Origin of the sequence: Ensifer oleiphilus, assembly GCF_013371465.1 — a bacterium.
Lineage (GTDB): Bacteria > Pseudomonadota > Alphaproteobacteria > Rhizobiales > Rhizobiaceae > Ensifer > Ensifer oleiphilus.
Genome location: NZ_JABWDU010000007.1, coordinates 1 through 22188 on the forward strand (window position 1 = coordinate 1; position 22188 = coordinate 22188).

Sequence of the window (22188 nt, forward strand, 5' to 3'; positions counted from 1 at the left end):
GCCGACGTCACCCAGGCGATGGCGGTGGCGCGCGAAGAGACTTTCGGCCCGGTGGCGCCGCTGTTCCGCTTCAAGGATGAGGCTGATGTGATCGAGCAGGCCAACGATACGGAATTCGGCCTTGCCTCCTATTTCTATGCGAAGGATCTGGCGCGGGTGTTCCGCGTGGCGGAAGCGCTAGAATACGGCATGGTCGGGGTCAACACCGGGTTGATCTCGACGGCGGAGGCACCGTTCGGCGGCGTCAAGCTTTCCGGCCTTGGCCGCGAAGGCTCCAGATACGGCATCGAGGAATTCACCGAGATCAAATATGTCTGCCTCGGCGGCGTTGCGTAAGGCCAGCCGCGAGAAAGACCGCGGCGCCAGGCGTCGCGGTCTTGACGAAGATGGTAGTCATGGAAGCTGTGGCCTATCCGGCACGGTGGTTCAAGACACCCCTTCCAGCAGCTTGACGGCGCGCGCCTCAATCCCCTTCGCGTCGAGCTCGTAATGGACGTAGAGGTGCGTCGGCGGCGCGATCAGGCTGTATTCGTCGTAGATGCCATGTCGGGTCAGCTTCACGGGCAGTCCTTCACTCGACAGCACCTCGGCGACCGCTCCGCCGAGCCCTCCCAGCACATTGTGCTCTTCTACCGTCAAGATCTGCGGGCTTTGAGCCGCCGCCTCCAGGATCGCGTCGCGATCGATCGGCTTGACCGTGGCCATGTCGATGAATCCAACGCTGGCGCCGGCGCGCCTCAGCGCGCGCGTTGCCTCGAGTGCAGGATGCACCGTGGATCCGGTCGCAATAATCGTCAGGTCAGTTCCCGAAAAATGGGAAATCGCCTTGCCGATCGTAAACGGCTGGCGGTTCGCGTAGACCTCGGGATCACGCCCGCGCTGCGTCCGTATGTAAATCGGATGGGGATAGTCGTTTGAAGCCTTGATGACTTCCATCAGTTGGTTGCCGTCTGCCGGCGCGATCACGGTCAGGTTGGCGATCGAGCGCATGATTGCAAGATCTTCCGTCGCATGATGCGAGGTGCCGTAAAACCCGAGCGAAATCCCTGCATGATGGCCGATCAGCCTGACTGGAAGTTTCGAATAGGCGACATCCATGCGGATCTGCTCGCAGCAAAGCAGTGCCAGAAAAGACGCAAACGTTGCCACATAGGGCTTCATTCCCACCGCAGCCATGCCGGCTGCAGCTGACACCATGTTCTGCTCGGAAATGCCGAATTGCACGAAGCGCTCCGGATGCAGGCGATGGAACTTGGAAAGGCCGTTTGAGTACTGGAGATCGGCCGTTCCTGCCACAACGGGTTCGCCCGCGGCGACGAGTTCCAGCAGGGCGTCGGAAAGCGCGTCGAGGCCCGGCGTCACCGCATTGAGCTGGCGGTACTGCCAGGACTTGTCTGAAAGCGGCTTGTTCATTTCAGATCTCCATCGCTTTGATTTCGGCAATTGCCAACGCGGCATCCGAGGGGTCGAGATAGCCAAGATGCCAGCCTGGCTCGGTCTCCATGTAGGAGACGCCCTTACCCTTGATGGTCTCGGCAACGATCATGACGGGGCGTGCACGGTCGCGGTCGGCCTTGAGGGTCCGCAAAAGGGTCGCAACGGCGGCAACATCGTGACCGTCTACGACATGGGTTTCCCAGCCGAAGGCCTGCCATTTCTCGACGATCGGTTCGACACCAATGATGTCGTCAACCGATCCGTCGAGCTGGTAGCCGTTGCGGTCGATGATGCCTATCAGCTTTCCGAGCCCGTTGTGCGCGCCGAAGAGGGCCGCTTCCCAGACCTGGCCCTCCTGCAGTTCCCCATCGCCGATCATCACGAAAGTGTAGAAATCCTTGCCGAGCATGCGTCCGGCAAGCGCCATGCCGCAACCGGCCGAAAGGGCGTGGCCGATCGAGCCTGAGCTGAAATCGATACCCGGAACCTTCGTCATGTCAGGGTGGTCGCCGAGCGGATTGCCGAGACGCGTATAGCCGTCGAGCAGACCGCGATGGATGAAGTCGAGGTCGGCGAGGATCGGAAAGAGCCCGACGGCTGCGTGCCCCTTGCCCATCATGAAACGATCGCGATCCTCCCATTTCGGTTCGCCCCGCTTCAGGTTCATCGCGTCGTAATAGAGCGCGGAGAACAGCTCGGCTGCGGAGAAGACGGAGGTGTAGTGGCCGACTTTTGCGATCTCAATCAGCCTGATTGTCTCGAGGCGACAGAATTTGGCTCGGTCCTTGAGGAATGCGATCTCCTCGTCACTTGGTCTGAGGCTGTTTCGGCCCCCGGTTGCTTCGATCTTGCCTGGTTGGGTCACGTCCTGTCCTCGTCCTCAGCCGCGGATATCTCGTCCACGGGATGCTTGATCACAAGGCTTGTTTTAGCTGGAGATGCGCGCGGCCGCTCGCATGATTGTCTGAAAACAATCTTCAACTATTCCAAAGAAATGAATGGGTTGGCTCGTGCTACCTAGAGAAGGACGCAAGTGAAACGGCGATCTTCTTCAGGAGGTAAGCAATGAAAGACGGGATGTTTGTTTTCGACGCGGCGGTCCATACGCAGGACTTCGGCGACAACCAGATCAAGCCGGGAAGCGACGGCAGGCGCGTCAAACTGCTGCGCTCGCAGATCGCCGGCTTCATCAATCTGACGGGCCGCCGGGGGCCACCCCCGGAAACCGAAACCTTCTCGAACCCCGATCTCGCATGGGGCAACAAAATGCTCTTCGACAACTCGGATACGGATATGGCGAGCGCTTGCTCCGTGCCTTTGTTCTCGCACTGGCGGGCAGGGCTTGGCCCGGTCGAACTCAGCGATGCCTTCGCCAAGTCGAATCCGAAGCGGGTCGTTCTGACCGGCGGGGTGGACCCGGCCTATCACGGGCTCGATTTCGCGCTGGAAGAGATGGAGCGTCAGGTCAAGGAACTCGGCGCCGTCAGCATGAAGTTCTACCAGTATCAGCGCCGTGGCTGTTCCTGGCGCGCGGATGATCGCGACATCGCCTATCCGCTCTGGGAAAAGGCGATCGAGCTCGGCATCAAGATGGTTCAGTTCCACAAGGGCTTCCCGCTGGAACTCGGCCCGGTCGAAGCCTTCAAGCCCAATGATATCCAGTATGCCGCCGCCGACTTCCCGGAGCTGAACTTCGGAATTCACCACCTCGGTGACCCCTATGTCGACGAGACGATCTCGATCGCCAGCCGCTTCGACAACATCTACCTGATCCTGCCGCTCTGGTTTAACCAGTACTACCTCCAGCCCTGGAAGATGCTGGCGAGGCTCGGCGAGGCGTTGCTCTATGTCGGTGCTGACCGCATCTGCTATGGTTCGGAAGCCTTCATCTGGCCGCATGTCCAGACCTACATCGACACGCTCGCCAACCTCGAAATGCCGGAAGAACTGCAAGAGCGCTACGGCTATCCGGAAATCACTCGAGAGATGAAGGAAAACATCCTTGGAAAGGCGTTTGCCCGCGGCATGGGGATTGATATCGAAGCCAAGAAGATCGAACTGGGGCTCGTGTGATGATGGTCCGTCGTGCGATATCGCCGGAGGCTCTCGAAGCTGCGTTTGCGCGCATCCGCCCCCTCATTCTTGGCCACGGCGGCGATATCGAGATCGCCGACATCAGCCCGGAGGGTGTCGTCAGTATCAAGCTCGTCGGCGCCTGCAAGGCTTGCCCCAACATGGCGATGACCTATGTCGGGCCGATACGCACCTATCTTATGGAAGTGGAAGGGGTGGCGGAGGTCCGCTGCGAACAGGTCAATGCGAGCATCAAGACGCTTGATCGTCTCGCTCGTCTACTGGGGTCGAGACCGCTTATTGCTTAAACGGGTTGTCTTGTGAAACGCCCGAAGCCGCGCCCCGCATGGAGCGCGGCTTTTTTTATCCCGCGTCGCCCCTTCGATGTCTTGCCAAAAGAAATGCAAAACGGCGCGCCATTGGCGCGCCGTGGCTTCATTCGATTTTGCTTGTCGATCAGGGAATGATGCGTTCGGCGCGCAGGCGGTCGAACACGTCGATGAAAGAGCGTTCCGTATCCTGCGTTTCGGTGAAGCCCAGCGCTCTTGCCTTGGCCATCGAGTGGACACATTCCATCGGGCGCCCGAGGTCGAGATCGGTGTGCCAGGCGGACGCGAGGCGATCGAGCTTGTTCGGCTGCAGGCCATGCTGGCCAACCAGTTTGGCCCAGTCACCGCCGAGATCCTTCATCTGCTCGGCAAGCGAATTGTACTGGTCGGGATACTCGGCCACCGGCAAATCGAAGTAATCGGCAATCGTCTTCCAGAGCTGCTCCCAACGGAAGACATCGCCGTTAACTGCGTTGAAAGCTTCGTTTCGGGCATTCGGTTCCGTGCCGGCCCAGACGATCTGCTTGGCGAGGATGCGTGCGTCGGTTATGTCGTTGAGGCCGCGATAGGCGGTTGGGCTTCCCGGAAAGCGGAACGGACGGCCGGTCGCCTTGCAGATCGAGGCGTGCGTGGCGAGCGTCGAGCCGATGTTCATAAGGTTACCGACCGCGTAGCCGATGATCGTATGGGAGCGGTGGACCGACCACCCGAAGTCATACTCGGCGGAATAGGCCATGACGATGTCTTCGAGCTCGTAGTAGAAGTTCTTCTTGGGCAGGCGCGGCGCCGTTTCACGGAAGGGCGTGATCGGCTGGACCTTGCCATAGTCCTCGAAAGGCCCAAGATAATGCTTCGTGCCGGTGACGACGCCGACATGCTGGACGCAACCCTTGTCCTTGAACGCATCGAGCACATTCTTCAGCATGTTGCCGTTGAGGCGAATGTTCTCGTCCTCGTTCGTTCCGAGCGTCCAGGAGCAGTAAAAAATGTGCGTCGGCGCCAGGTGGGAGAGGGCGGCAATTGCCTCGTCCCGCTTCAAGAGGTCAACGGTGTGAGGCTTGATGTATGATGATCCAAGTGGTGGCCGGCGCGACGCACCGTGGATTTCCCAGCCGCCCAGGTCTCTGAGATGCTCAGCGACGTTCAGTCCGACGATACCCGTCGCACCGACGATCAATGCGCGTTTTTGATACATGGATTCCTCCCTTTGTCATGAATGAACGAGAGGATGACGGTTTGCCCGCTGGTCAGCTAGGCTGACTTGAGGAATAACTGAAGTGAATAAAGTTCACGATAGTGGCCAATATGCAGAACCGCGCGCTCGAAATGGAAGTCTTCGTGTCGATTGTAGAGGCCGGCAGCTTTTCAGCGGCTGCCCGCTTCTTCTCGATGTCGCCATCGGCCGTCAGCAAGCTGGTTACGCGACTTGAAAAACGCCTCGGCGTGCAGCTCGTGGTGCGCTCGACCCGCAGTTTCCGACTGACCTCGGAAGGGGCCGATTTTTACAAGACGTCTCGGGCGATCGTGCAGGAAATTGCCGAGGCGGAAGCAAAGATCGCGCGCAAGGCCGAGGCGGTTGGCGGGCTCTTGAAAGTCAGTACCAACCTGCCGTTCGGCACCCACGTGCTCTCGCCGCTCGTTGTGCGGTTTCTCGATGAAAACCCGGGCATGCGCATCGAACTTGAATTCAGCGACGAGTCCGTCGACCTGATTGCGGAGAAGACGGATATCGCCATTCGCACGGGCGTCTTGCGCGATTCCTCTCTGCGGTCCCGACGGTTGCTCGGCTCACCAAGGCACATCGTTGCCTCACCGGACTACCTTTCGCGGCACGGAGAGCCGACGCGCCCAGAGGAACTGCGCCAACATGCATGCCTCACCTTCGGTGGCCGACCGCATCTCAATACCTGGCAGTTCAAGGACCCTGCCGATGGTGCATCGGTCCACATCGACGTTGGTGGCAGGCTGGTCGTCAACAACGGCGAATCCATGCGGCACTTTGCGTTGCAAGGGGCGGGGATCGCCCGGCTTTCTGCATTTCATATCAGTGGTGATCTTACCGAAGGACGCCTCGTCCGGCTGCTTGTGCCTTGGGATGCAGGGGAGACTGAACCCATATCAGCGATCTATTCGGCCCAGACGCATGTGCCGCAGAGAATTCGCAGGTTCCTAGACTTTCTGGGACGTTCGATCTGATGAGAAATTATCAGTTGATAAATTATCACTTGATCAGCTTTGACGATGGTGTTACCTCTTATGTCAGCTCAGGGAGAGAGCATGGGAGGTTCCCGGCCGCCGTTAGGGTCGGAGCCAAGTCTGATTTTCAAAGCATGAGGACTGACGCCGCCAAGGTGTCAGAACGATAGGCTATGGCAAAAGCAGCACGAAAATACCTCGACGCGGCTGACCGCGAGCAACAGATCCTCGAATTTGCGATCGATTTCGTCGCCCAGCGAGGACTGCGCTTCACAACGCGCGAACTGGCCGATGCGCTCGGCGTTTCTCAGCCGCTGCTCTACAGGTACTTCAAGAACCGCGACGACCTGCTCCAGAAGATCTATGACGAAGTCTACCTGAAGCGCTGGGATCCGGGCTGGAACGATCTGCTCGCCGATCGTTCGCTTTCGATCCGCGAACGCCTCGTCCGTTACCTTAAGGCCTACACGGCTGCGATCCTCGACGAACGCTGGATCCGGATCTTCATCGCATCGGCGCTCGAAGACCCGCAGATCACCCAGAAATATCTTGGCCTGCTGCACGAAACGACCTTCCCGCTTATCTTCGCCGAAATCGCGGCCGAAGCAGGTGTCGAGGTTCCGACCGGGCCAAGGGCAGATGAACTGGTGCTCGAGATCGTCTGGGGCTTTCACTCCAGCTTCTTTTACATGGGCGTGCGCAAATACGTCTACCGCAACAAGATACCGGATGATCTCGATCCGATCATCCGCGCGCGCGTCGAAGTGTTCGTCACTGGACTTGCTGCGAGCATGGCTGACCTCGGACAGTTCTTGCCCGCAATGGAGGTGGCGCAATGAACAGCATCCAGGATCTTCGTGTCTTTTCAGAAATCGTCAAGTCGAACAGCTTTTCTCTCGCCGCGTCGAAGCTCGGCTTGTCGCCGGCGACCATGAGCGGGCGGCTGAAGGCGCTTGAATGTCACTTCGGGGTTGCTCTCTTGAAACGGACCACGCGTTCCCTCTGTCTGACCGAGGAGGGACGGTATCTCTTTGAAACGTCGCAGGCGATCCTTGAGGACTTCGAGCGGCTCGACAAGACGATGCGTCAGCGCAAGAAGAACCCGAATGGTACCGTGACGATTGCAGCGCCCTCGGAGTTCGGGCGGAAATATCTCATCCCTTTAACCAATGAGTTCGGTACAGCGCATCCGGAGATCGGCTTTCGCCTCATCCTCGGAGACGACGACGTCAACCTGGTCGACGACGATTGCGATATCGTAATTCGCTTCGGTGCCGTGCCGGACAGCGCGCTGACCACCCGCAAGCTCGGCGAGAACCCCATGGTCATCTGCGCGGCGCCCGACTACCTGACGCGTAGGGGAGCACCGGATGTGCCTTCCGATCTCGTGACGCACAACTGTCTCGTTTATCTCGACGGCAAGACCGCCGCCGACAAATGGGGTTTTGCAGTCGACGGTGAACCGACACTTGTTCGCGTGAGCGGCAACCGCATCGTATCCGACAGGCAGGCGCTGATCGACTTGGCCAAGGCGGGCCAAGGGCTTGTTCGCGTGTCCTCCTGGGACGTCGCGCGCGAACTGGAAGAAGGGGCGTTGGTTGCAGTCCTCAGGGACTTCGACTGCGACCCAGAGATCATCCATCTGCTGTCTGAACCGAGACACCGTTTGCCTCTGCGGACGGCCGAGTTCATCGATTTTGTCCTGCAGCGCGTTAAGCGCCTGAGCCGCAGCGCAGAGCTCTGCAGGAGCGAGTATCCAAGGCTGCGCGGCGCCGCCTGATCACGTTCCAAATTGCCCCCATCTCGACGGTGCGTCTTTCCTGACCACCGAACGACGACGCATGGAGATTTTTCTATGGATTACGGTCTTACCGGCAAACACGTGTTGGTGACGGGTGGCGCCACGGGCATCGGGCGCGCCATCGCATCGGGCTTTCTCGCCGAAGGCGCGGAAGTCACCGTGAGTGGCATCAGCGCTCCGGAGGTCGAGGAGGCGATTTTTGTCCTTGGAACGGGGTGTCGCGGCCTTGCCGGTGATCTCACGGCGCAGGGCGAGGCTGAGCGGCTTTATGCCTTCGCTTCATCCCATCGCCCCGTCGATATCCTCGTCAACAACATCGGCATTTTCGAAGTCCGCGATTTCTTCGAAACGACGGACGAACACTGGTTCCGTTCCTTCGATGTGAACGTCATGACGGGCGTGCGCATGTCGCGCCTGGTGCTGAAGGACATGCTGGCGCGGGGCGAAGGAAGCATCGTCTTCATCAGCAGCGAAAGCGCCGTCAAGCCGCAGCCCTGGATGGCGCATTACGGCGCCATGAAAACCTGCCTGCTCGGTGTGTCGCGGGCGCTTGCGGAGTTGACCAGGGGCACCCGGGTCAGGGTCAACGCCATCCTGCCCGGTCCGACAAACACCGAGGCTGTGCGCCGCTACCACCAGGAAATTGCCGATGAAAAGGGCACGACCCGCGAAGCGGTCGTATCCGAATACTTCGATGAAACCGAGCCGACATCGCTCATCCGGCGGATGATCGAGCCCGAAGAGGTGGCGCGCAGCGTTGTTCATCTCGCAGCAAGCCAACACCTCAATGGCATGGCGATGCGTGCAGAGGGCGGCACGATCAGGGCCATTGTGTGAACCTTCTTCAGCGCCGCTGAAGAGTGAATTCAAGCCAACGTCCTCAATCCCAACAGCCAATCGGTTTATCAATAAAATCAGCAGGTTTCGGGAGGTGCAGGTGAACAAATTTGATCTCAGCGGCAAGCGCGCATTCGTCACCGGCGCCGGCAGCGGTCTGGGGCAGGCGATCGCCATTGCGCTTGCCGAGGCTGGTGCTGATGTCGCCTGTTTCGACCTGCCTGGGGCTGCCGGTCTGGGTGGGACGCTGGCGGCCATCTCTGACGCTGATCGAAAAGTGCTTTTACTCGACGGCGACGTCACCGATCCAGGTTCGATCGAATCCGCGTTCGACAGCGCCGAACGGGAGCTCGGCGAAATAGAGATCGCTGTCAACAGCGCCGGCATCGCCAATGTCGCTGCTGCCGAAACGATGCCTCAGTCCCAGTTCCTGAGGATGATGGATATCAACCTCAACGGGCTCTTCTGGTCTTGCCAGGTCGAGGGACGTCGCATGCTCGAACGGGGCCGCGGGTCGATCCTAAACATGGCGTCGATCTGCGGCTCGACCGCGATCCCTGGTCTTGAGCAGGCGCACTACGACGCCACAAAGGCCGCAGTGATCCGCCTGACGAAGAGCCTTGCGGCCGAATGGGCCGGGCGGGGCGTACGCGTCAACTGCCTGAGCCCTGGCTTCATGGCAACGCCCATGAACAGCCGCCCGGAAGTGGCCGAGAACGTCCGTAGGTTCGCTGAGATGACGCCGATGAAACGCATGGGGCGGCCCCACGAAGTGGGCGGACCGGCGGTGTTTCTCGCGAGCGAGGCGGCGAGTTATTGCACCGGCGTCGATCTGAATATCGACGGCGGCTTTCTATCAATCTGACGACAGAATGGGAGGAAAAATCATGTCGACAGTTCTGAAATTCACAAGCGTGGCGATCATCGCCCTTTGGGCCGCATCTCCGGCACTCGCCAAACCGGTCAAGATCGGCTGGGTCCAGGGCAACGCCGCCTTCCAGGCCGAACAGCGCACCCAGGACGGCTTCAAGAAGTACCTGACCGACAACAATATCGACGATTGGGAAGTAACCTATCTCGATTCTGCCGGATCTGCCGAGAAGGTCGCAAACAACATCGAGGATGCGGTCAACCGCGGTGTCGACGTCATCTACGTCACCTACGCCGACCTGCGCGCATCCAGTAACGCTCTGAAGGGCGCAGAATCGGCGCACATCCCGGTTTACACCGTCGATTCCGGCTGGATCCCGGGCTCGACCGCAGACATCACGACCAACAACTGGCAGATGTCCGCGGAGGTATCCCTGAGCCTGATCAGTCAGATGAAAGGCAAGGGCAACCTCATCATCATCACGACCGACAAGATCAAGCCGGTGCGCGAGCGTACCGATACGCTGCGCGCGATCCTGAAGGAATATCCGGACATCAAGGTCATCGGCGAATACAACTTTGATGTCGCCAATTTCTACCAGGAAACGCTGAACGCGGTGCAGGACTTTGGCACGCGCTACGGCGAAGAGATCGACGCCGTGTGGACCCCCTGGGACGAGCCGGCGCAGGCAGCCATTACCGCGCTCCAGGGCGCCGGACTGAACGTCCCGGTCTCGGGCATGGACGGGCATCCCGAAGCAATCAAGGCGATTTGCGAACCCAACTCCATGTTCGTTGCGACCGGACGGCAGCAGTTTGAGGAATGGGGCGTGAATCTCGCGACCTACGCCAAGCGCGTCATGGTGGACGGTGATCACCCGAAGGAAGTCACCAACGGCAAGGACATCGTCTACTACGGTGCTACGCTCTTCACTAAGGACAACTGCAAGTGAACCGGTCGGGCGGGCGGTGCCGCCGCCCGTCCATTTCGGAGGTCCAATATGTCGATTGTTCTTGATAACATCACCAAGCAATGGCCGGGGACGCTCGCGCTCGACGGCGTGTCCATCGAGATCGTTGAGGGTCGCGTCCACGGCATCGTCGGTGAGAACGGCGCCGGCAAGACGACGCTCGTCAGTATATTGAGCGGCGCCGTCCAGCCGACGGCCGGCACGCTCAACATGGCCAGGCAGCCGGTCGCTTTCGAAAATCCGGCAGCCGCCGTTGCAAATGGCGTTTCGCTCGTTTCGCAAGAAGGCAGCCTCGTGCCGCATCTGACCGGCGCCGAGAACATCTGTCTCGGCTTCGAGCCGGTCAAAAGCCGCTTTTTTATCAACCGGCGCGAGGTTCAGCGGCAGGCGGAAAACCTGGCGAAACAGTGGTTCCCGGAAACGATGATCGCACTTGATCGCAAGGTTGATGAGCTTCCCTATGCCGACCAGAAGGTCATCGAAATCCTCAGGGCTCTGCACTCGCGACCAAAGGTCCTGATCCTCGACGAGCCAACGGCAACACTGCCGGCCAAGGAAAAACAAAGCCTCTGGACGCTGATCCGCCAACTGTCCGACGCCGGGATGGCGGTCGTCCTGATCAGCCACTTCCTTCAGGAGGTGATCGATCTTTGCGACGAGATCACGGTGCTGCAGGATGGCCGCAGAGTGAGCCACCTCTCCAATGTGGAGCATGACGTGAGCGAGCGTCAGCTGATCGACCTAATGCTCAATCGCGGGCAGGCCGGAAATCAAGATCGTTTGCTCGATGGCGCTCTCAAGGAGCGCAACCTTGCCGACGGAGCGGAGATCGTCGTCGATATTAAGGGCTGGCAGGGCGCGCGTTTCCTGATGGATGGGCTGGAGGTTCGTAGCGGCGAGATCGTCGGGTTGATCGGACTGACCGGTTCTGGGCACTTCGAGTTCGCCCAGTCCCTGTTTGAACCAAGCCTTGCCACGGCGGGTGAGTACCGCTTCAAGAGCAAGGATGTCGGGCGCGCCAGCGTGCGTGATATGAAACGGCGCGGTGCTGCGCTCATCCCTGACCATCGGATGATCAACGCCATGATCGGCGACTGGACTGTGCGGGAGAACATGTCGATGGCTGGCATCCAGGAGACCAGCCTCAGGCCGTTCGGTGTGGTTCAGAACGGACGTGAGCGCGCCGAGACCCAACGCTTGATCAAGCGGCTCAACATCAAGACGTCGAGCACCGAAACGAAGATTGTCGAACTCAGCGGCGGCAACAAGCAAAAGGTTTCCGTTGCCAAATGGCAGTTCGCGTCCGAGGGCAAGTACAAGCTCTTCGTGTTTCTCGAACCAACCGAAGGCGTGGATGTCGGCGCCAAACGCGAGATCCATGATCTCATCCTCTCACTGGCCGAACGCGGTGCCGCTGTCATCGTCGCTTCGAGCGATCTCCTTGAGGTCGCTCATGTGGCCGACCGGGTCGTAGCGTTCAGGAATGGTCACGCTGCCGACCAGATCGCCCGTCGCGACTTCAGTGAGGCTGTCTTCATCAACGCAATCGCGGGAGTGACCCAATGACCATGACAACAACTATTGCTCACGAGAAAGCGTCCCGCCCGATGCGTATTGGCATATTGGTCCAAAAGTACAGCACGCTTGCCGTTCTGATCGTCCTGTTTCTGGCATTTGCGATCGGCACGGATCGGTTCTTCACCGGCACCAATCTCGTCAACATCCTTCAACAGATCTCGATGTTGACGATCGTCGCGGTCGGCCTGACCTTCGGTTTCGCTGCCAAGGAGATGGACCTTTCCGTTGGCTATGTCGTCGGCCTTGCCGGCTTGCTGGCACCCCTGTTGATGGTGGCTGGCGTGCCGATCCCGCTTGCGATCATGGGCGCCCTCGGCGCTGGCCTGGGCGTCGGCCTCATCAACTCTGCGCTTGTCGTTGGCGTCGGTGTTCCGTCGCTCATCGCGACGCTTGCCGCCGGCTCCATTTTGTGGGGCATCAACTTCATGATCTCCGGCGGCCGCGCGATCTATGGCGGCATTCCCGCCGAATATCTGGCGTTGGGGCAGGGCAAGGTCGCAGGCATACTGCCATACCCGGCACTGATCATGTTGATCATCGTTGCCGGCTCGTGGTTCGTAATGGAGCGGACAACCTTCGGCCGGTATCTCTATGCCGTTGGTGGCAATGCACGCGCCGCCGAGCTATCCGGCATCAAGGTCCGCACCTACCGGGTCTATGGACTGGCGCTAAGCTCGCTCTTTGCCGCGATCTCCGGGATCATCCTGTCGGCTCGGCTTGGTTCTGGCCAGCCGAACGGTGGCGAAACCTACCTTTTGGACGGGCTTGCCGCCGTCTTCATCGGCATGACGATGCTTCGTCCCGGCACGGCAACCGTCATGGGGACATTCTTCGGCGCGCTGCTGATTGGCATCATGAACAACGGCCTCAATCTTGTGGGCATGGACACCTACGTGCAGAGCATCGTCAAGGGCATCATCATCGTGATCGCCGTGTCGGTGGTCTCGCGCACGACGAAACTGAAACTCCTCTGAGCGTGCGGCAGACGGAGACAACGCAGAAGAAACCTTGACGCGCTCTTCGGTAGCCGTGGCATCCTTGCCGCGGCAATCGAAGAGCATGTGGAGGAGACTGCAGCCATGAACCTCAATCTTATAGACAAGGTCGTCATCGTCACTGGCGCAAGATCCGGAATCGGGCTGGAGACGGCGAAGATGTTCCTGGCCGAAGGCGCCTGCGTCTTGGGCGTCAGCCGCGACATGTCGCCGGTGACAGACCTCGCTTTCCAGGACCGCTGGCTTACATGCGAGGTCGATCTGGGAGCGAGGGGGGCCGGGGAGGTCGTTGCGGATACGGCGCTGAAAGCCTTTGGTCGCATCGACGTGCTTTTCAACAATGCCGGCATTTGTCCGACACGGAACGGATTTCTAGCGGTCTCGGACGAGGATTGGGCGCAGACGCTTAACGTCAATCTTATGGGTTACGTTCGCATGGCGCGGGCTGTGCTGCCAACAATGCTCGCGCAGAAAAAGGGCGTGCTTATCCATTGTGGGTCGGAAGCGGGGCGCATGCCGCACCCGCTGCTGCCGGACTACAGCACCTCCAAGGCGGCGATCGCCCTTATGTCCAAGGCGCTTGCCCGCGAGTTCACGCCCAAGGGTGTTCGCTCGAATGTGGTCGCACCTGCCCACATTCGTACCGAACTATGGGATCGTCCGGGCGGGTTCCTTCATGCGCTCGCCGAGCGTTACGGCACAACGATCGACGGCGCGGTCGATGCGTTCCTTGCTGATTCCAGACTGCCCGCGGGGCGGCTTGGAACCGCCCGGGACGTGGCCACTGCGGTTGTCTACCTGGCCTCGGACCTTTCCGAGTTCATCAGCGGAGATGTGATCAATATCGATGGAGGGGTCATACCCACCACATGACGGAGAAACCGGGATGATGCAGATGACTGAGAGCAGCGTTGGAATGCCGAAGGCTTTTCGCGACGAGATTGCGAATGCGGGCGAGCGGGTCGGACAAGTTCTCGTGTCGGAGACCGAACTCGTGCGTGTCTGGCACATAAGCCTTGCCCCCGGCGAACGGCTCGGCTTTCATCGACATGAACTGGATTATTGCTGGATTGCACTGACGTCCGGACGGTCTCGCTCGATGCACTCGGACGGCAACACAGTCGTTACCGACTATCGCGCGGGCGACTGTAAGGTCTTCGCCTTTGCTGCCGACGAGGCAATGGTTCACGATCTGACGAACATTGGCGGGACGCACCTCGCCTTCACTACGATCGAATTCAAGGGCTCGCTGCGTGTCGGCGAAACAAGTAGTTTTAAGGCAATCTAGTTGGACCCGTCGGATTGGAGGAAATTGCACGCTTCGGCGAAGGCTTCAGGAGCTCAGTGCTTTGTTAGTTTCCAATGTGCGCGTCCAATATTGCGTAAAGGATCGGCTGGAATTGCTCATCAGTCGGGCATTGCCAATCACGAAGATGGGCCGTTGCGGATAATCTGAAGCGCAGCGAGGAAGCAGGCTGCTTCCCGTGCAGCTTGCGATACGTCCGCGGGAGCGACGTCGAGACCGACCGTGACCTTTCAGCGGCGCAAACGCCGTTTGACCCGGTATATAGCAGACAGCTGGAAAAGCCGGCGACTACTCCAGTCGCCACACCTCGACGACACGTAGGCCACCGCACATGGAACGAGCGAAACCTCTTTGATGGCCTCGTTGGATTGGAAGTTGTACCGGAAACTCTCCGAATGCGTGGTATCCGCGCGCGCACACGAACTATGGCACGTGTTGCATTATGATTTGCGTGTGCAGCATCGGCGCTTCGCCTCCGAAATAGGTCTCCAGCAGCGGCAGAAACTCATCCGACAGATAGAAGTCTGTCAGCGCGCGGTCCGCCAATAGACGGAAGTCGGCGTCGTTGCGACGCAACGCGATCGCATAGGGTTCATGCGTGATCAGGCGATCTCCGACCGCGAGCGAGGATGGATCGCGCGCCCGCTTGGCAAGGTTGATGAGCAGAACCTGATCGGCGATGTAGGCATCGATCCGGCGGTCCTCTAGCGCCCTGAGCCCATCCTCATGCGTGTTGAAATCGGCAAGTCTCGTCGTCGATTCCTGGACTGCGAGTTGCTCGCGAAGCGTGCCTGCGGTCGTCGTGTTGGCGCGCATACCGATCACGTTTGTAGCAGCGCGCTCGCTGACGGTGTGAACGGTCGATCCGGTGCGGAAGAGCCCCTGCAGGTAGCTGGGCGAATCCTTGCGCAGCAAGGCGCTCGCGCCGGTGAGAAAGATTGGCTGTGAGAAATCGACGATTTCCCGCCTCTTCAAGTTCACGGTGATGGAACCGCAAAGCAAATCGATATCTTCATTCTCAACCGCGTCGAAGCCGCCGGCGAGGGTCATCTCGACAAATTCGCGTTTCAGTTGCGGAGATTGATGTTCGATCTCGTCAGCAATCTTGCGGCACAGGTCGATGGCATATCCCACCGGCTCGGTCCCTTGCTGGGCGGAGGAAAATGGCGCTTGACCAGAGATGTAACCGATACGCACGGTTCCACGCTCCGTAATGGTGTCGAGCGTTGCGGCGGCGGTCGCCAAAGCCGAAAAGCAAAGGGCGAGGCTTACCAGCAGAAACCGTCTCATGCGAATGGCCGTGCTGGTCTGAGGGGCACCTGCATGATCATTATCTCCCGGAAAACGGTATCGATCTCAAAGGCGTATATCCAGCTTATGGACTGCCCCTCATATGTCAACCAATGACGCGAGGTGTCGCTCGGCGGCATCGCCGATCGGCCACGACTGCGAGGGATTCAGTCGTATGGTGGACACGGGCAGGACTCGAACCTGCGACCAATCAGGCCTCAGCCGACGGCTCTAACGACAGGAATACCACGTCGACTACTGCCTCGGTCTGGAAGTTGGTCGGGCCATCTGGCCGCGATACAGATTGCGATTGAAAAAGTGGGAGCAGAGCTATACTAAATGTGAGGATTTAGTATAGCTCTGCGTTCTCGGCGCTGTACTAAAAACTCCGATTTAGTACAGCGAGGCAACATGAAGCAGATCGATCTCATGTATCGCACCATGACCGCCGAACTCGGTCAACGGCTGCTCGATGCTTCTTTCTCGGCCGACTTTCCGGTTGAAGGCCGCTTCGTCGGGGTCAACAACAAGGGCCGGAAATACTGGTACTTCGACAAGCCGCCGGAAGGAGAGGGGTATCGCCAACAGCGCCGCTATGTTGGACCGGCCGACGATCCGGAGATCAACAAACGGGTCGAGGATTTCAAGGCGATCAAAGACGATGCCAAAGCTCGCCGCAAATTCGTCTCGACGCTCGTTCGCGAGGCTGGGTTGCCGGAACCCGATCGTTTTACCGGTGATGTCGTCGAAGCTCTTGCCAATGCCGGAATCTTCCGCCTGCGGGCCTGCCTCGTTGGATCGGTCGCCTTCTCGACCTACGCGGGACACCTGGGCGTCCGTCTGCCTGCTGCCTCATTCCAGACCGGAGATGCGGACTTCGCCCAGGACTATGCGATCTCGGCCGACGTCGGGGACAGCCTTCCACCTATTCTCGATATCCTGAAGGGCCTCGATCCGACATTCCGGCCGGTGTTGCATCGCTCGGGGTCGCCGCGTGTGACCGGCTTCATCAATCGCAGTGGCTACAAGGTCGAGTTCCTGACCGGAAACAGGGGATCAGATGACCACATGGACAAACCGGCCGACATGCCCGCCCTTGGTGGAGCCTCGGCAGAACCCCTGAGATTCTTGGACTTCCTGATCTATGAGCCGATCAGGGCCGTCATGCTGCACAAGTCAGGCATCAGCGTAATCGTACCAGCTCCGGAGCGCTACGCGGTCCACAAGCTGATCGTCGCCAGCCGCCGCGCCGTTGACACGCTTGGTTCCGCGAAACGAGACAAGGACTTGAGGCAAGCCGGTCTCCTGTTCGAAGCGCTAGATGTCGCCAATCGGCTCAATGAGCTGTCGGACGCATTGCACGAGGCATGCGAGAGGGGAGTGGCCTGGCGCTCCGCGATCAGGACCGGGATCGGCCACATGAGCCGGGCTGATCGGGCGAAGACGGAAGCGTTGTTCAAAGAACTCGGCGTCGATCCATTTAAGGAAGATAGGTGAGGCTTCACCGCATTCTTATTACCAGCTCGTTTCTGACCAAAAACCCGCGCCGATGCCGATCTTTGGGTGGCGGAACCAATGGCTCAATTGCCGTCGACGCTTACCTTGCCAAGTAGTGACTGGAGCACTTGCGCGGGCGCAGCGGGTTCTGGTTTGTTATGGCTTTGTAAGTTCAGGGACGCATAATGTATCGTTTGGAAGGCGGTGTACTGCGCAGGACCGATTACACCGCTCTATCGATTTCTGGGATCAACTCCAGTTCGCCACGGAGCGCTATTTTCTCTGTCTTGAGGTTGAAGCTGGTCTGAATGTTCATCCAAAATTCGGGCGTTGTGCGGAAGTACTTAGCAAGGCGCAGGGCGGTATCTGTGGTTATCGGTGTTTGCTCGGCCGCTATGCGTTCGATGCGGGTGCGAGGAACATTGAGCTTTTTCGCCAATGCACCGGCACTCATGTTCAGAGGACGTAGGTACTCCTCGCGGAGGATTTCGCCCGGATGGACCGGTGGAAGAATATGGGTCATCTCAAGCTCCCTGTGTGCCACGATTGGCTCTCAATGGTAGTCAACAATTTCGACGTCTTCGATGCCTGCATCTGTCCATACGAAACATATGCGCCACTGATCATTGCTCCGGATCGAGTGCTGGCCTTCCCTGTCGCCCTTCAGCGCTTCAAGTCGATTTCCCGGGGACGAACGCAAGTCGTCGAGAACAGCAGCACTGTTCAGAATCGTCAATTTGCGAATTGCCGACCTCACGATATCTGAAGGAAAGCCTTTTGGTGTCTTGCCGCATGCAACGGCCTCGGTTCTGGCGTCCTTAAATGACCTGATCACGTCTGGCTCTTCATAAGTGTATCATACGGTGATACGAGTGAAGGTCAACACAAAACGTATCATCGCGCGATACGGATTCGCAATGGCTGGCTCATACATATTTGGAGGTCATGGAGCTCGGTTCAATTCCTCTCAAGGCGTGAAACTCGCCCTGCAGTGACAGCGGCATTCCGGGCAGATCGATACGGACCGTGTTCGTTTACTTCTCCGTCACCAATGAGTGCCACTCACTATGCAAGAGTGGTGAAGCCATATGACTGCAGAAGATCAGAGTCATCGGCCTGGTTGGTATTCCAAAGGCGGGTGTCTGCCGCCGAGAGCCGCGATTTCGATCCGACAAGCAAGTATGATCGGCTCCAACCGGACGGATCGCTGACTGAGGGATTTTTTTCGCGATTGGTGAAAGTCGTCGATCCCTCTACCAATCGCAGAACTCGACTGCAGCTTTCAATGCCCTTGATATCGCTGGAAGAACGACTAATTGGGCTCGGAAAATCATGTGCGACGACAGAGCTTGGGGGCTTGGTTTTCTGTGACTTCACTTGGACAACACCGCTATCCGGCTTCCGCTGAGATCGCGCGTATGATTGAAGACGGGAATTGGGACGAGTCGATCCTGGGGCCGCCCTCGGCATGGCCGGCCTGCTTGAAGTCTGCCGTCGACATCATGCTTCCATCGCACGCCCAGATCGTGATGTTTTGGGGCGAGCAGTACGTCGCCCTCTACAACGACGCTTACGCTCCGTCCATCGGCCTCAGGCATCCTCAGGCGTTCGGGCGCCCGGCAAAGGAGAACTGGAGCGAGCTCTGGGAAGACCTCAAGCCGTTGCTCGATCGGGTCCTTCACGGTGGCGAGACGGTGTCTGCCAAGGATCGCCAATTCTACATCGAGCGTCACGGGCATCCGGAACAAGTTTACTTCGACATCTCCTACTCGCCGATCAAAGACGAGAACGGCAAAATCCGCGGCGTCTTCTGCATCGTCAGCGAGACTACGGAAAGGGTGCGCTCGCAGCAGGCCCTCAAGGAAAGCGAGGAACGTCTGCGGGTGCTTTTTTCCCAGTCCGCCGCAGGTATCGGGCAGACTGATCTTTCAGGCCGGTTGGTCCTCGTCAACCAGCGCTTCTGCGAGATGCTCGGCTATCGAAGAGACGACCTGGTCGGCGTTCGGTTTCAGGACATCACGTATCCAGACGACCTCGCGGAAGCCGAGCGACGGTTCGAGCGCCTCGTCAACATCGGCGAATCCTTCGACATGGAGAAGAGGTGCGTCAGAAAGGACGGGTCCCTCGTATGGACGGCGATATCGGTTTCGGCGCTCAGGGGTGACGATGGCCGGATCCGGCAGGTTGGATTCATTGCCATCGACATTTCGGCGAGCAAGGATGCGCAAGAGGCGGAACGCCACCTGGCTGCGATCATCGAGTCCTCGAACGATGCGATCCTCGGTATCGATCTCGGCATGACGATCACAAACTGGAACGCTGCCGCCGAGAAGCTGTACGGATATTCGCGAGATGAGGCGGTCGGAAAGTCCGTTTTGATGCTTGTGCCGGAGGAGCGGCACGACGAGGAGCCGAAGATCCTGCGGCAGGTCAGCGCCGGGAGCGTCGTAGAGCCCTACGAAACGCAGCGTCGAAGAAAGGATGGTCGTCTTGTCGACGTCCAACTCAGCGTTTCTCCTATATATGACAGCAGCGGAAAGACGATCGGCGCCTCGAAGATATCCCAGGACATCACGGCCAGAAAGGAGGCTGAACGTCTGCAGACGGTTTTGATCGGTGAACTCAATCATCGCGTCAAGAACGTCTTTGCCACCGTGCTCGCCATCGCGAACCAGACCCTGGGGCGGAGCGGGACGGTGCAGGACGAAGTGGGTGCCTTCCAGGAACGGCTCACGTCGATGGCGAAGGCGCATGATCTGCTCACGCATCGGGACTGGCAGCGCGCCGATCTTTTGGCGCTGGTCAGGCAAGTGCTTGAGCCTTATCCCCCGGAACGTTTCAAGATTGAGGGACCTCCCGTGCTTCTACCGCAAAAGGCAGTTGTCTCGTTCTCTTTGGCTATCCACGAGTTGGCGACGAACGCCGCAAAATATGGCGCATTGTCTGCTGCTCAGGGCAAGGTCCGGATCTCCTGGCGCCTTGGGGAGGGGCATGAGGGAGCGAATGCCAGGTTGCACTTTAGGTGGGCTGAACAAGGTGGTCCCACCGTGAAGCCGCCAACAAAGAAGGGCTTCGGTTCGCGTCTGGTTGAGAGGTTTCTCGCGGCCGAGCTGAACGGCCGGTCGACAATCAGCTACGATCCTGCAGGGGTCGTCTGCGAAATCGACGCGGTGCTCGACATAGATGCGTGAGCCAGGAAACAGTCCGGTTGAATGGCGACGACCGATGCCTCGCCCCGAGGTCCACCGCCAGCTCAAGGTCACTTCTTGGCAGGCTTTGGCTTCCGATTTTTGATTCCTTGAATTCGAAATTCTTCGGCCTAATTGCCTCTCCCGACATCTCTCATTTTTGGGGGATACAAAGAGACGAGCCGCATTCTGGGCGATGGAACTAGACGGCACACGCCGCATTAAGTCTGATTACTAAACAACCAGGCCGCCATGCAGGAATATGATCAGAGACGTACAGACGCGCGAGACGCCGGACAGCGCCTTGTTGCGCGACACGTGCGCGAAGACCCTTTTGCAGCCGCCTTCAAGGCGACGCGGATGCCGATGATTGTCACCGATCCGACCCAAGCTGACAATCCCATTATCTTCTGCAACGCTGCCTTCGAGAAGCTCACCGGCTATTCAAGCGTCGAAGTTGTGGGGCGCAACTGTCGCTTTCTACAAGGCGGGGATACCAATCCGGAAACCGTAGCGCGGATCCGCTCGGCAATCGACGCCGGATCAGATATCGCAGTCGACATCCTCAACTACAGGAAAAACGGCCAGTCGTTTTGGAACGCGCTGTTCCTGTCCCCGGTTCGCGACGACAATGACAAGATCGTCTATTTCTTCGCGTCGCAGCTCGACTTCACCAACGTCAAAAGCAGGGAGGCAGAACTTGCCGCTGCCCGCCACCAGGCTGAAGAGGCCGTGGCCGAGGCAACGAGGAACCTGCGAGCCGCGCTCGCCACGCGCACGTTGCTCGTGCATGAAGTCGATCATCGCGTTAAGAACAATCTTCTGACGATGGCGTCGATCGTGAAGATGCAGGCGCGATTGACAAAGGACGAGGGTCAACGGTCTGCGTTGATGTCGGTACTCAACCGCATCGAGGCGATCAGCACCGTCCAGCGAAAGTTGTTTACGACCGACGATGTCGCCCGGTTCGACATTGCCGACTTCGCTCGGGAGCTGGCGACCGACCTTGTGGGAGCCATAAAGCGTGACGACATCCACCTTACCCTTGATCTCACCCCGGTCTACGTACCTGCGGTAAAGGCCTCTCCGCTGTCATTGATAGTCAACGAACTCGTCGGCGATGCCGTACGCCGGGGCCTCAGCGATGGTGGAGGGGAGATCCATATCCTCGTCAAACGGCTGAACGGTCATTTCCTCATTCGGGTCGAGGATACCTCCGAACCCGTCGAACCCGATGAAACCAGCGCCGAGTTGGGTCGGATGCTGCTCGAGGCTTCGGCACGCCAGGTTGAGGCCAGGATCGAGCGAACCCAGGCGGGCAGGCGAACGATCGTTGACGTTACGCTGCTTGTGGAAAGCGAAAAGGATGTACCCTATTGAAAGTCATGATCGTCGAGGACGAGATGCTGCTCGCCATGGAACTGGAGAGCGAAGTGGAGGCGGCGGGCCATTCGGTCGTCGGGGTTGCGGCAAGCAGTGGGCAGGCAGCCGACATCGTCCGCGACGCGCCGCCGGAGTTTGCTTTCGTCGATATCAACCTGCAGGACGGCCCAACGGGTATTAACGTGGGACGTATGCTCGCCGAGAAGCGCATTCCCTACGTCTTCGTCAGCGGCAACATCAAGAAACTTCCAGACGACTTCGCAGGCGCGATCGGGGCAATCGAGAAGCCTTACACGATAAACGGCATGGCGAACGCGCTAGCCTACATCTCGGCATTGGTACAAGGAGACGACAGCATGCCGCCGCCTGCCAGCCTTGTGCTTGCGCAAGACGCTCCGAGGCCTGTCCGCAATTAATCATCTTCACATGCTATCGTT

The 22188-nt window shown here is 59.0% G+C and carries 23 protein-coding genes and 1 tRNA gene; 17 read left to right on the top strand and 7 right to left on the bottom strand.

The genetic code is table 11. The features are described from left to right. On the top strand, positions 1-336 hold a 336-nt coding region (locus tag HT585_RS23035; RefSeq protein ID WP_176355141.1), incomplete at its 5' end, for an aldehyde dehydrogenase family protein. 90 nt (positions 337-426) lie between these two features. Here the strand turns inward: HT585_RS23035 and HT585_RS23040 are convergent. Next, on the bottom strand, positions 427-1413 hold the full coding sequence (locus tag HT585_RS23040) for a transketolase family protein (RefSeq protein WP_176355142.1): 987 nt from the start codon (positions 1411-1413) through the stop codon (positions 427-429). Between the two features lies 1 nt (position 1414). Next, positions 1415-2302, bottom strand: a complete 888-nt coding sequence (locus HT585_RS23045) for a transketolase (protein ID WP_343214068.1) — start codon at positions 2300-2302, stop codon at positions 1415-1417. 200 nt (positions 2303-2502) lie between these two features. On the opposite strand from HT585_RS23045, the gene HT585_RS23050 reads away from it, so the two are divergent. Beyond that, positions 2503-3510 carry an amidohydrolase family protein gene (locus HT585_RS23050; RefSeq protein ID WP_176355143.1) on the top strand — a complete coding sequence of 336 codons (1008 nt, stop codon included), beginning with the start codon at positions 2503-2505 and terminating at the stop codon, positions 3508-3510. Continuing rightward, on the top strand, positions 3510-3818 hold the full coding sequence (locus HT585_RS23055) for a NifU family protein (protein ID WP_246707867.1): 309 nt from the start codon (positions 3510-3512) through the stop codon (positions 3816-3818). The genes HT585_RS23050 and HT585_RS23055 overlap by 1 nt, the downstream gene beginning before the upstream one ends. A gap of 148 nt (positions 3819-3966) precedes the next feature. Here the strand turns inward: HT585_RS23055 and HT585_RS23060 are convergent, their stop codons facing one another. Next, the gene (locus HT585_RS23060; protein WP_176355144.1) at positions 3967-5034 is read right to left on the bottom strand and encodes an SDR family oxidoreductase; all 1068 of its coding nucleotides are present in this window, start codon (positions 5032-5034) and stop codon (positions 3967-3969) included. A gap of 110 nt (positions 5035-5144) precedes the next feature. On the opposite strand from HT585_RS23060, the gene HT585_RS23065 reads away from it, so the two are divergent. The 10 genes from HT585_RS23065 to HT585_RS23110 all read left to right on the top strand — a co-directional run bounded on the left by HT585_RS23065 (position 5145) and on the right by HT585_RS23110 (position 14375). After that, positions 5145-6035 carry a LysR family transcriptional regulator gene (locus HT585_RS23065; protein ID WP_176355145.1) on the top strand — a complete coding sequence of 297 codons (891 nt, stop codon included), beginning with the start codon at positions 5145-5147 and terminating at the stop codon, positions 6033-6035. Positions 6036-6208: 173 nt separating this feature from the next. Next, entirely contained in the window at positions 6209-6874 is a 666-nt protein-coding gene (locus tag HT585_RS23070) for a TetR/AcrR family transcriptional regulator (protein WP_176355146.1), read from the top strand. After that, the gene (locus HT585_RS23075; RefSeq protein ID WP_176355147.1) at positions 6871-7815 is read left to right on the top strand and encodes a LysR family transcriptional regulator; all 945 of its coding nucleotides are present in this window, start codon (positions 6871-6873) and stop codon (positions 7813-7815) included. The genes HT585_RS23070 and HT585_RS23075 overlap by 4 nt, the downstream gene beginning before the upstream one ends. A 75-nt stretch (positions 7816-7890) precedes the next feature. Next, the gene (locus tag HT585_RS23080; protein WP_176355148.1) at positions 7891-8673 is read left to right on the top strand and encodes an SDR family NAD(P)-dependent oxidoreductase; all 783 of its coding nucleotides are present in this window, start codon (positions 7891-7893) and stop codon (positions 8671-8673) included. A 76-nt stretch (positions 8674-8749) separates the two neighbouring features. Beyond that, entirely contained in the window at positions 8750-9538 is a 789-nt protein-coding gene (locus HT585_RS23085) for an SDR family oxidoreductase (RefSeq protein ID WP_425513786.1), read from the top strand. 22 nt (positions 9539-9560) lie between these two features. Beyond that, positions 9561-10496 carry a sugar ABC transporter substrate-binding protein gene (locus tag HT585_RS23090; RefSeq protein WP_176355149.1) on the top strand — a complete coding sequence of 312 codons (936 nt, stop codon included), beginning with the start codon at positions 9561-9563 and terminating at the stop codon, positions 10494-10496. 48 nt (positions 10497-10544) lie between these two features. Beyond that, entirely contained in the window at positions 10545-12080 is a 1536-nt protein-coding gene (locus HT585_RS23095; RefSeq protein WP_176355150.1) for a sugar ABC transporter ATP-binding protein, read from the top strand. After that, the gene (locus HT585_RS23100) at positions 12077-13066 is read left to right on the top strand and encodes an ABC transporter permease (RefSeq protein WP_176355151.1); all 990 of its coding nucleotides are present in this window, start codon (positions 12077-12079) and stop codon (positions 13064-13066) included. The genes HT585_RS23095 and HT585_RS23100 overlap by 4 nt, the downstream gene beginning before the upstream one ends. Before the next feature lie 105 nt (positions 13067-13171). Further along, positions 13172-13960, top strand: a complete 789-nt coding sequence (locus HT585_RS23105) for an SDR family NAD(P)-dependent oxidoreductase (protein ID WP_176355152.1) — start codon at positions 13172-13174, stop codon at positions 13958-13960. Positions 13961-13982: 22 nt separating this feature from the next. Then, the gene (locus HT585_RS23110; RefSeq protein ID WP_246707869.1) at positions 13983-14375 is read left to right on the top strand and encodes a cupin domain-containing protein; all 393 of its coding nucleotides are present in this window, start codon (positions 13983-13985) and stop codon (positions 14373-14375) included. A gap of 441 nt (positions 14376-14816) precedes the next feature. Here HT585_RS23110 and HT585_RS23115 read toward each other — a convergent pair whose 3' ends face one another. Together HT585_RS23115 and HT585_RS23120 are read right to left on the bottom strand one after the other, a co-directional pair. Then, positions 14817-15683, bottom strand: a complete 867-nt coding sequence (locus tag HT585_RS23115) for an amino acid ABC transporter substrate-binding protein (RefSeq protein WP_176355154.1) — start codon at positions 15681-15683, stop codon at positions 14817-14819. 180 nt (positions 15684-15863) lie between these two features. After that, positions 15864-15936, bottom strand: a tRNA-Leu gene (locus HT585_RS23120). 158 nt (positions 15937-16094) lie between these two features. On the opposite strand from HT585_RS23120, the gene HT585_RS23125 reads away from it, so the two are divergent. Further along, the gene (locus HT585_RS23125; protein ID WP_176355155.1) at positions 16095-17180 is read left to right on the top strand and encodes a nucleotidyltransferase family protein; all 1086 of its coding nucleotides are present in this window, start codon (positions 16095-16097) and stop codon (positions 17178-17180) included. Positions 17181-17403: 223 nt separating this feature from the next. Here HT585_RS23125 and HT585_RS23130 read toward each other — a convergent pair whose 3' ends face one another. Further along, positions 17404-17703 carry a HigA family addiction module antitoxin gene (locus HT585_RS23130; protein WP_176355156.1) on the bottom strand — a complete coding sequence of 100 codons (300 nt, stop codon included), beginning with the start codon at positions 17701-17703 and terminating at the stop codon, positions 17404-17406. A gap of 30 nt (positions 17704-17733) precedes the next feature. Further along, positions 17734-18015, bottom strand: a complete 282-nt coding sequence (locus HT585_RS23135; RefSeq protein WP_176355157.1) for a type II toxin-antitoxin system RelE/ParE family toxin — start codon at positions 18013-18015, stop codon at positions 17734-17736. 583 nt (positions 18016-18598) lie between these two features. Between HT585_RS23135 and HT585_RS23140 the strand changes: the two genes are divergently transcribed. The 3 genes from HT585_RS23140 to HT585_RS23150 all read left to right on the top strand — a co-directional run bounded on the left by HT585_RS23140 (position 18599) and on the right by HT585_RS23150 (position 22167). After that, a complete protein-coding gene (locus HT585_RS23140) occupies positions 18599-20371 on the top strand; it encodes a PAS domain S-box protein (RefSeq protein ID WP_176355158.1) in 1773 nt (590 codons plus the stop codon). 249 nt (positions 20372-20620) lie between these two features. Then, positions 20621-21748 carry a PAS domain-containing protein gene (locus tag HT585_RS23145; RefSeq protein WP_176355159.1) on the top strand — a complete coding sequence of 376 codons (1128 nt, stop codon included), beginning with the start codon at positions 20621-20623 and terminating at the stop codon, positions 21746-21748. Continuing rightward, on the top strand, positions 21745-22167 hold the full coding sequence (locus HT585_RS23150) for a response regulator (RefSeq protein ID WP_176355160.1): 423 nt from the start codon (positions 21745-21747) through the stop codon (positions 22165-22167). The genes HT585_RS23145 and HT585_RS23150 overlap by 4 nt, the downstream gene beginning before the upstream one ends. The last annotated feature ends 21 nt before the right edge of the window (positions 22168-22188 follow it).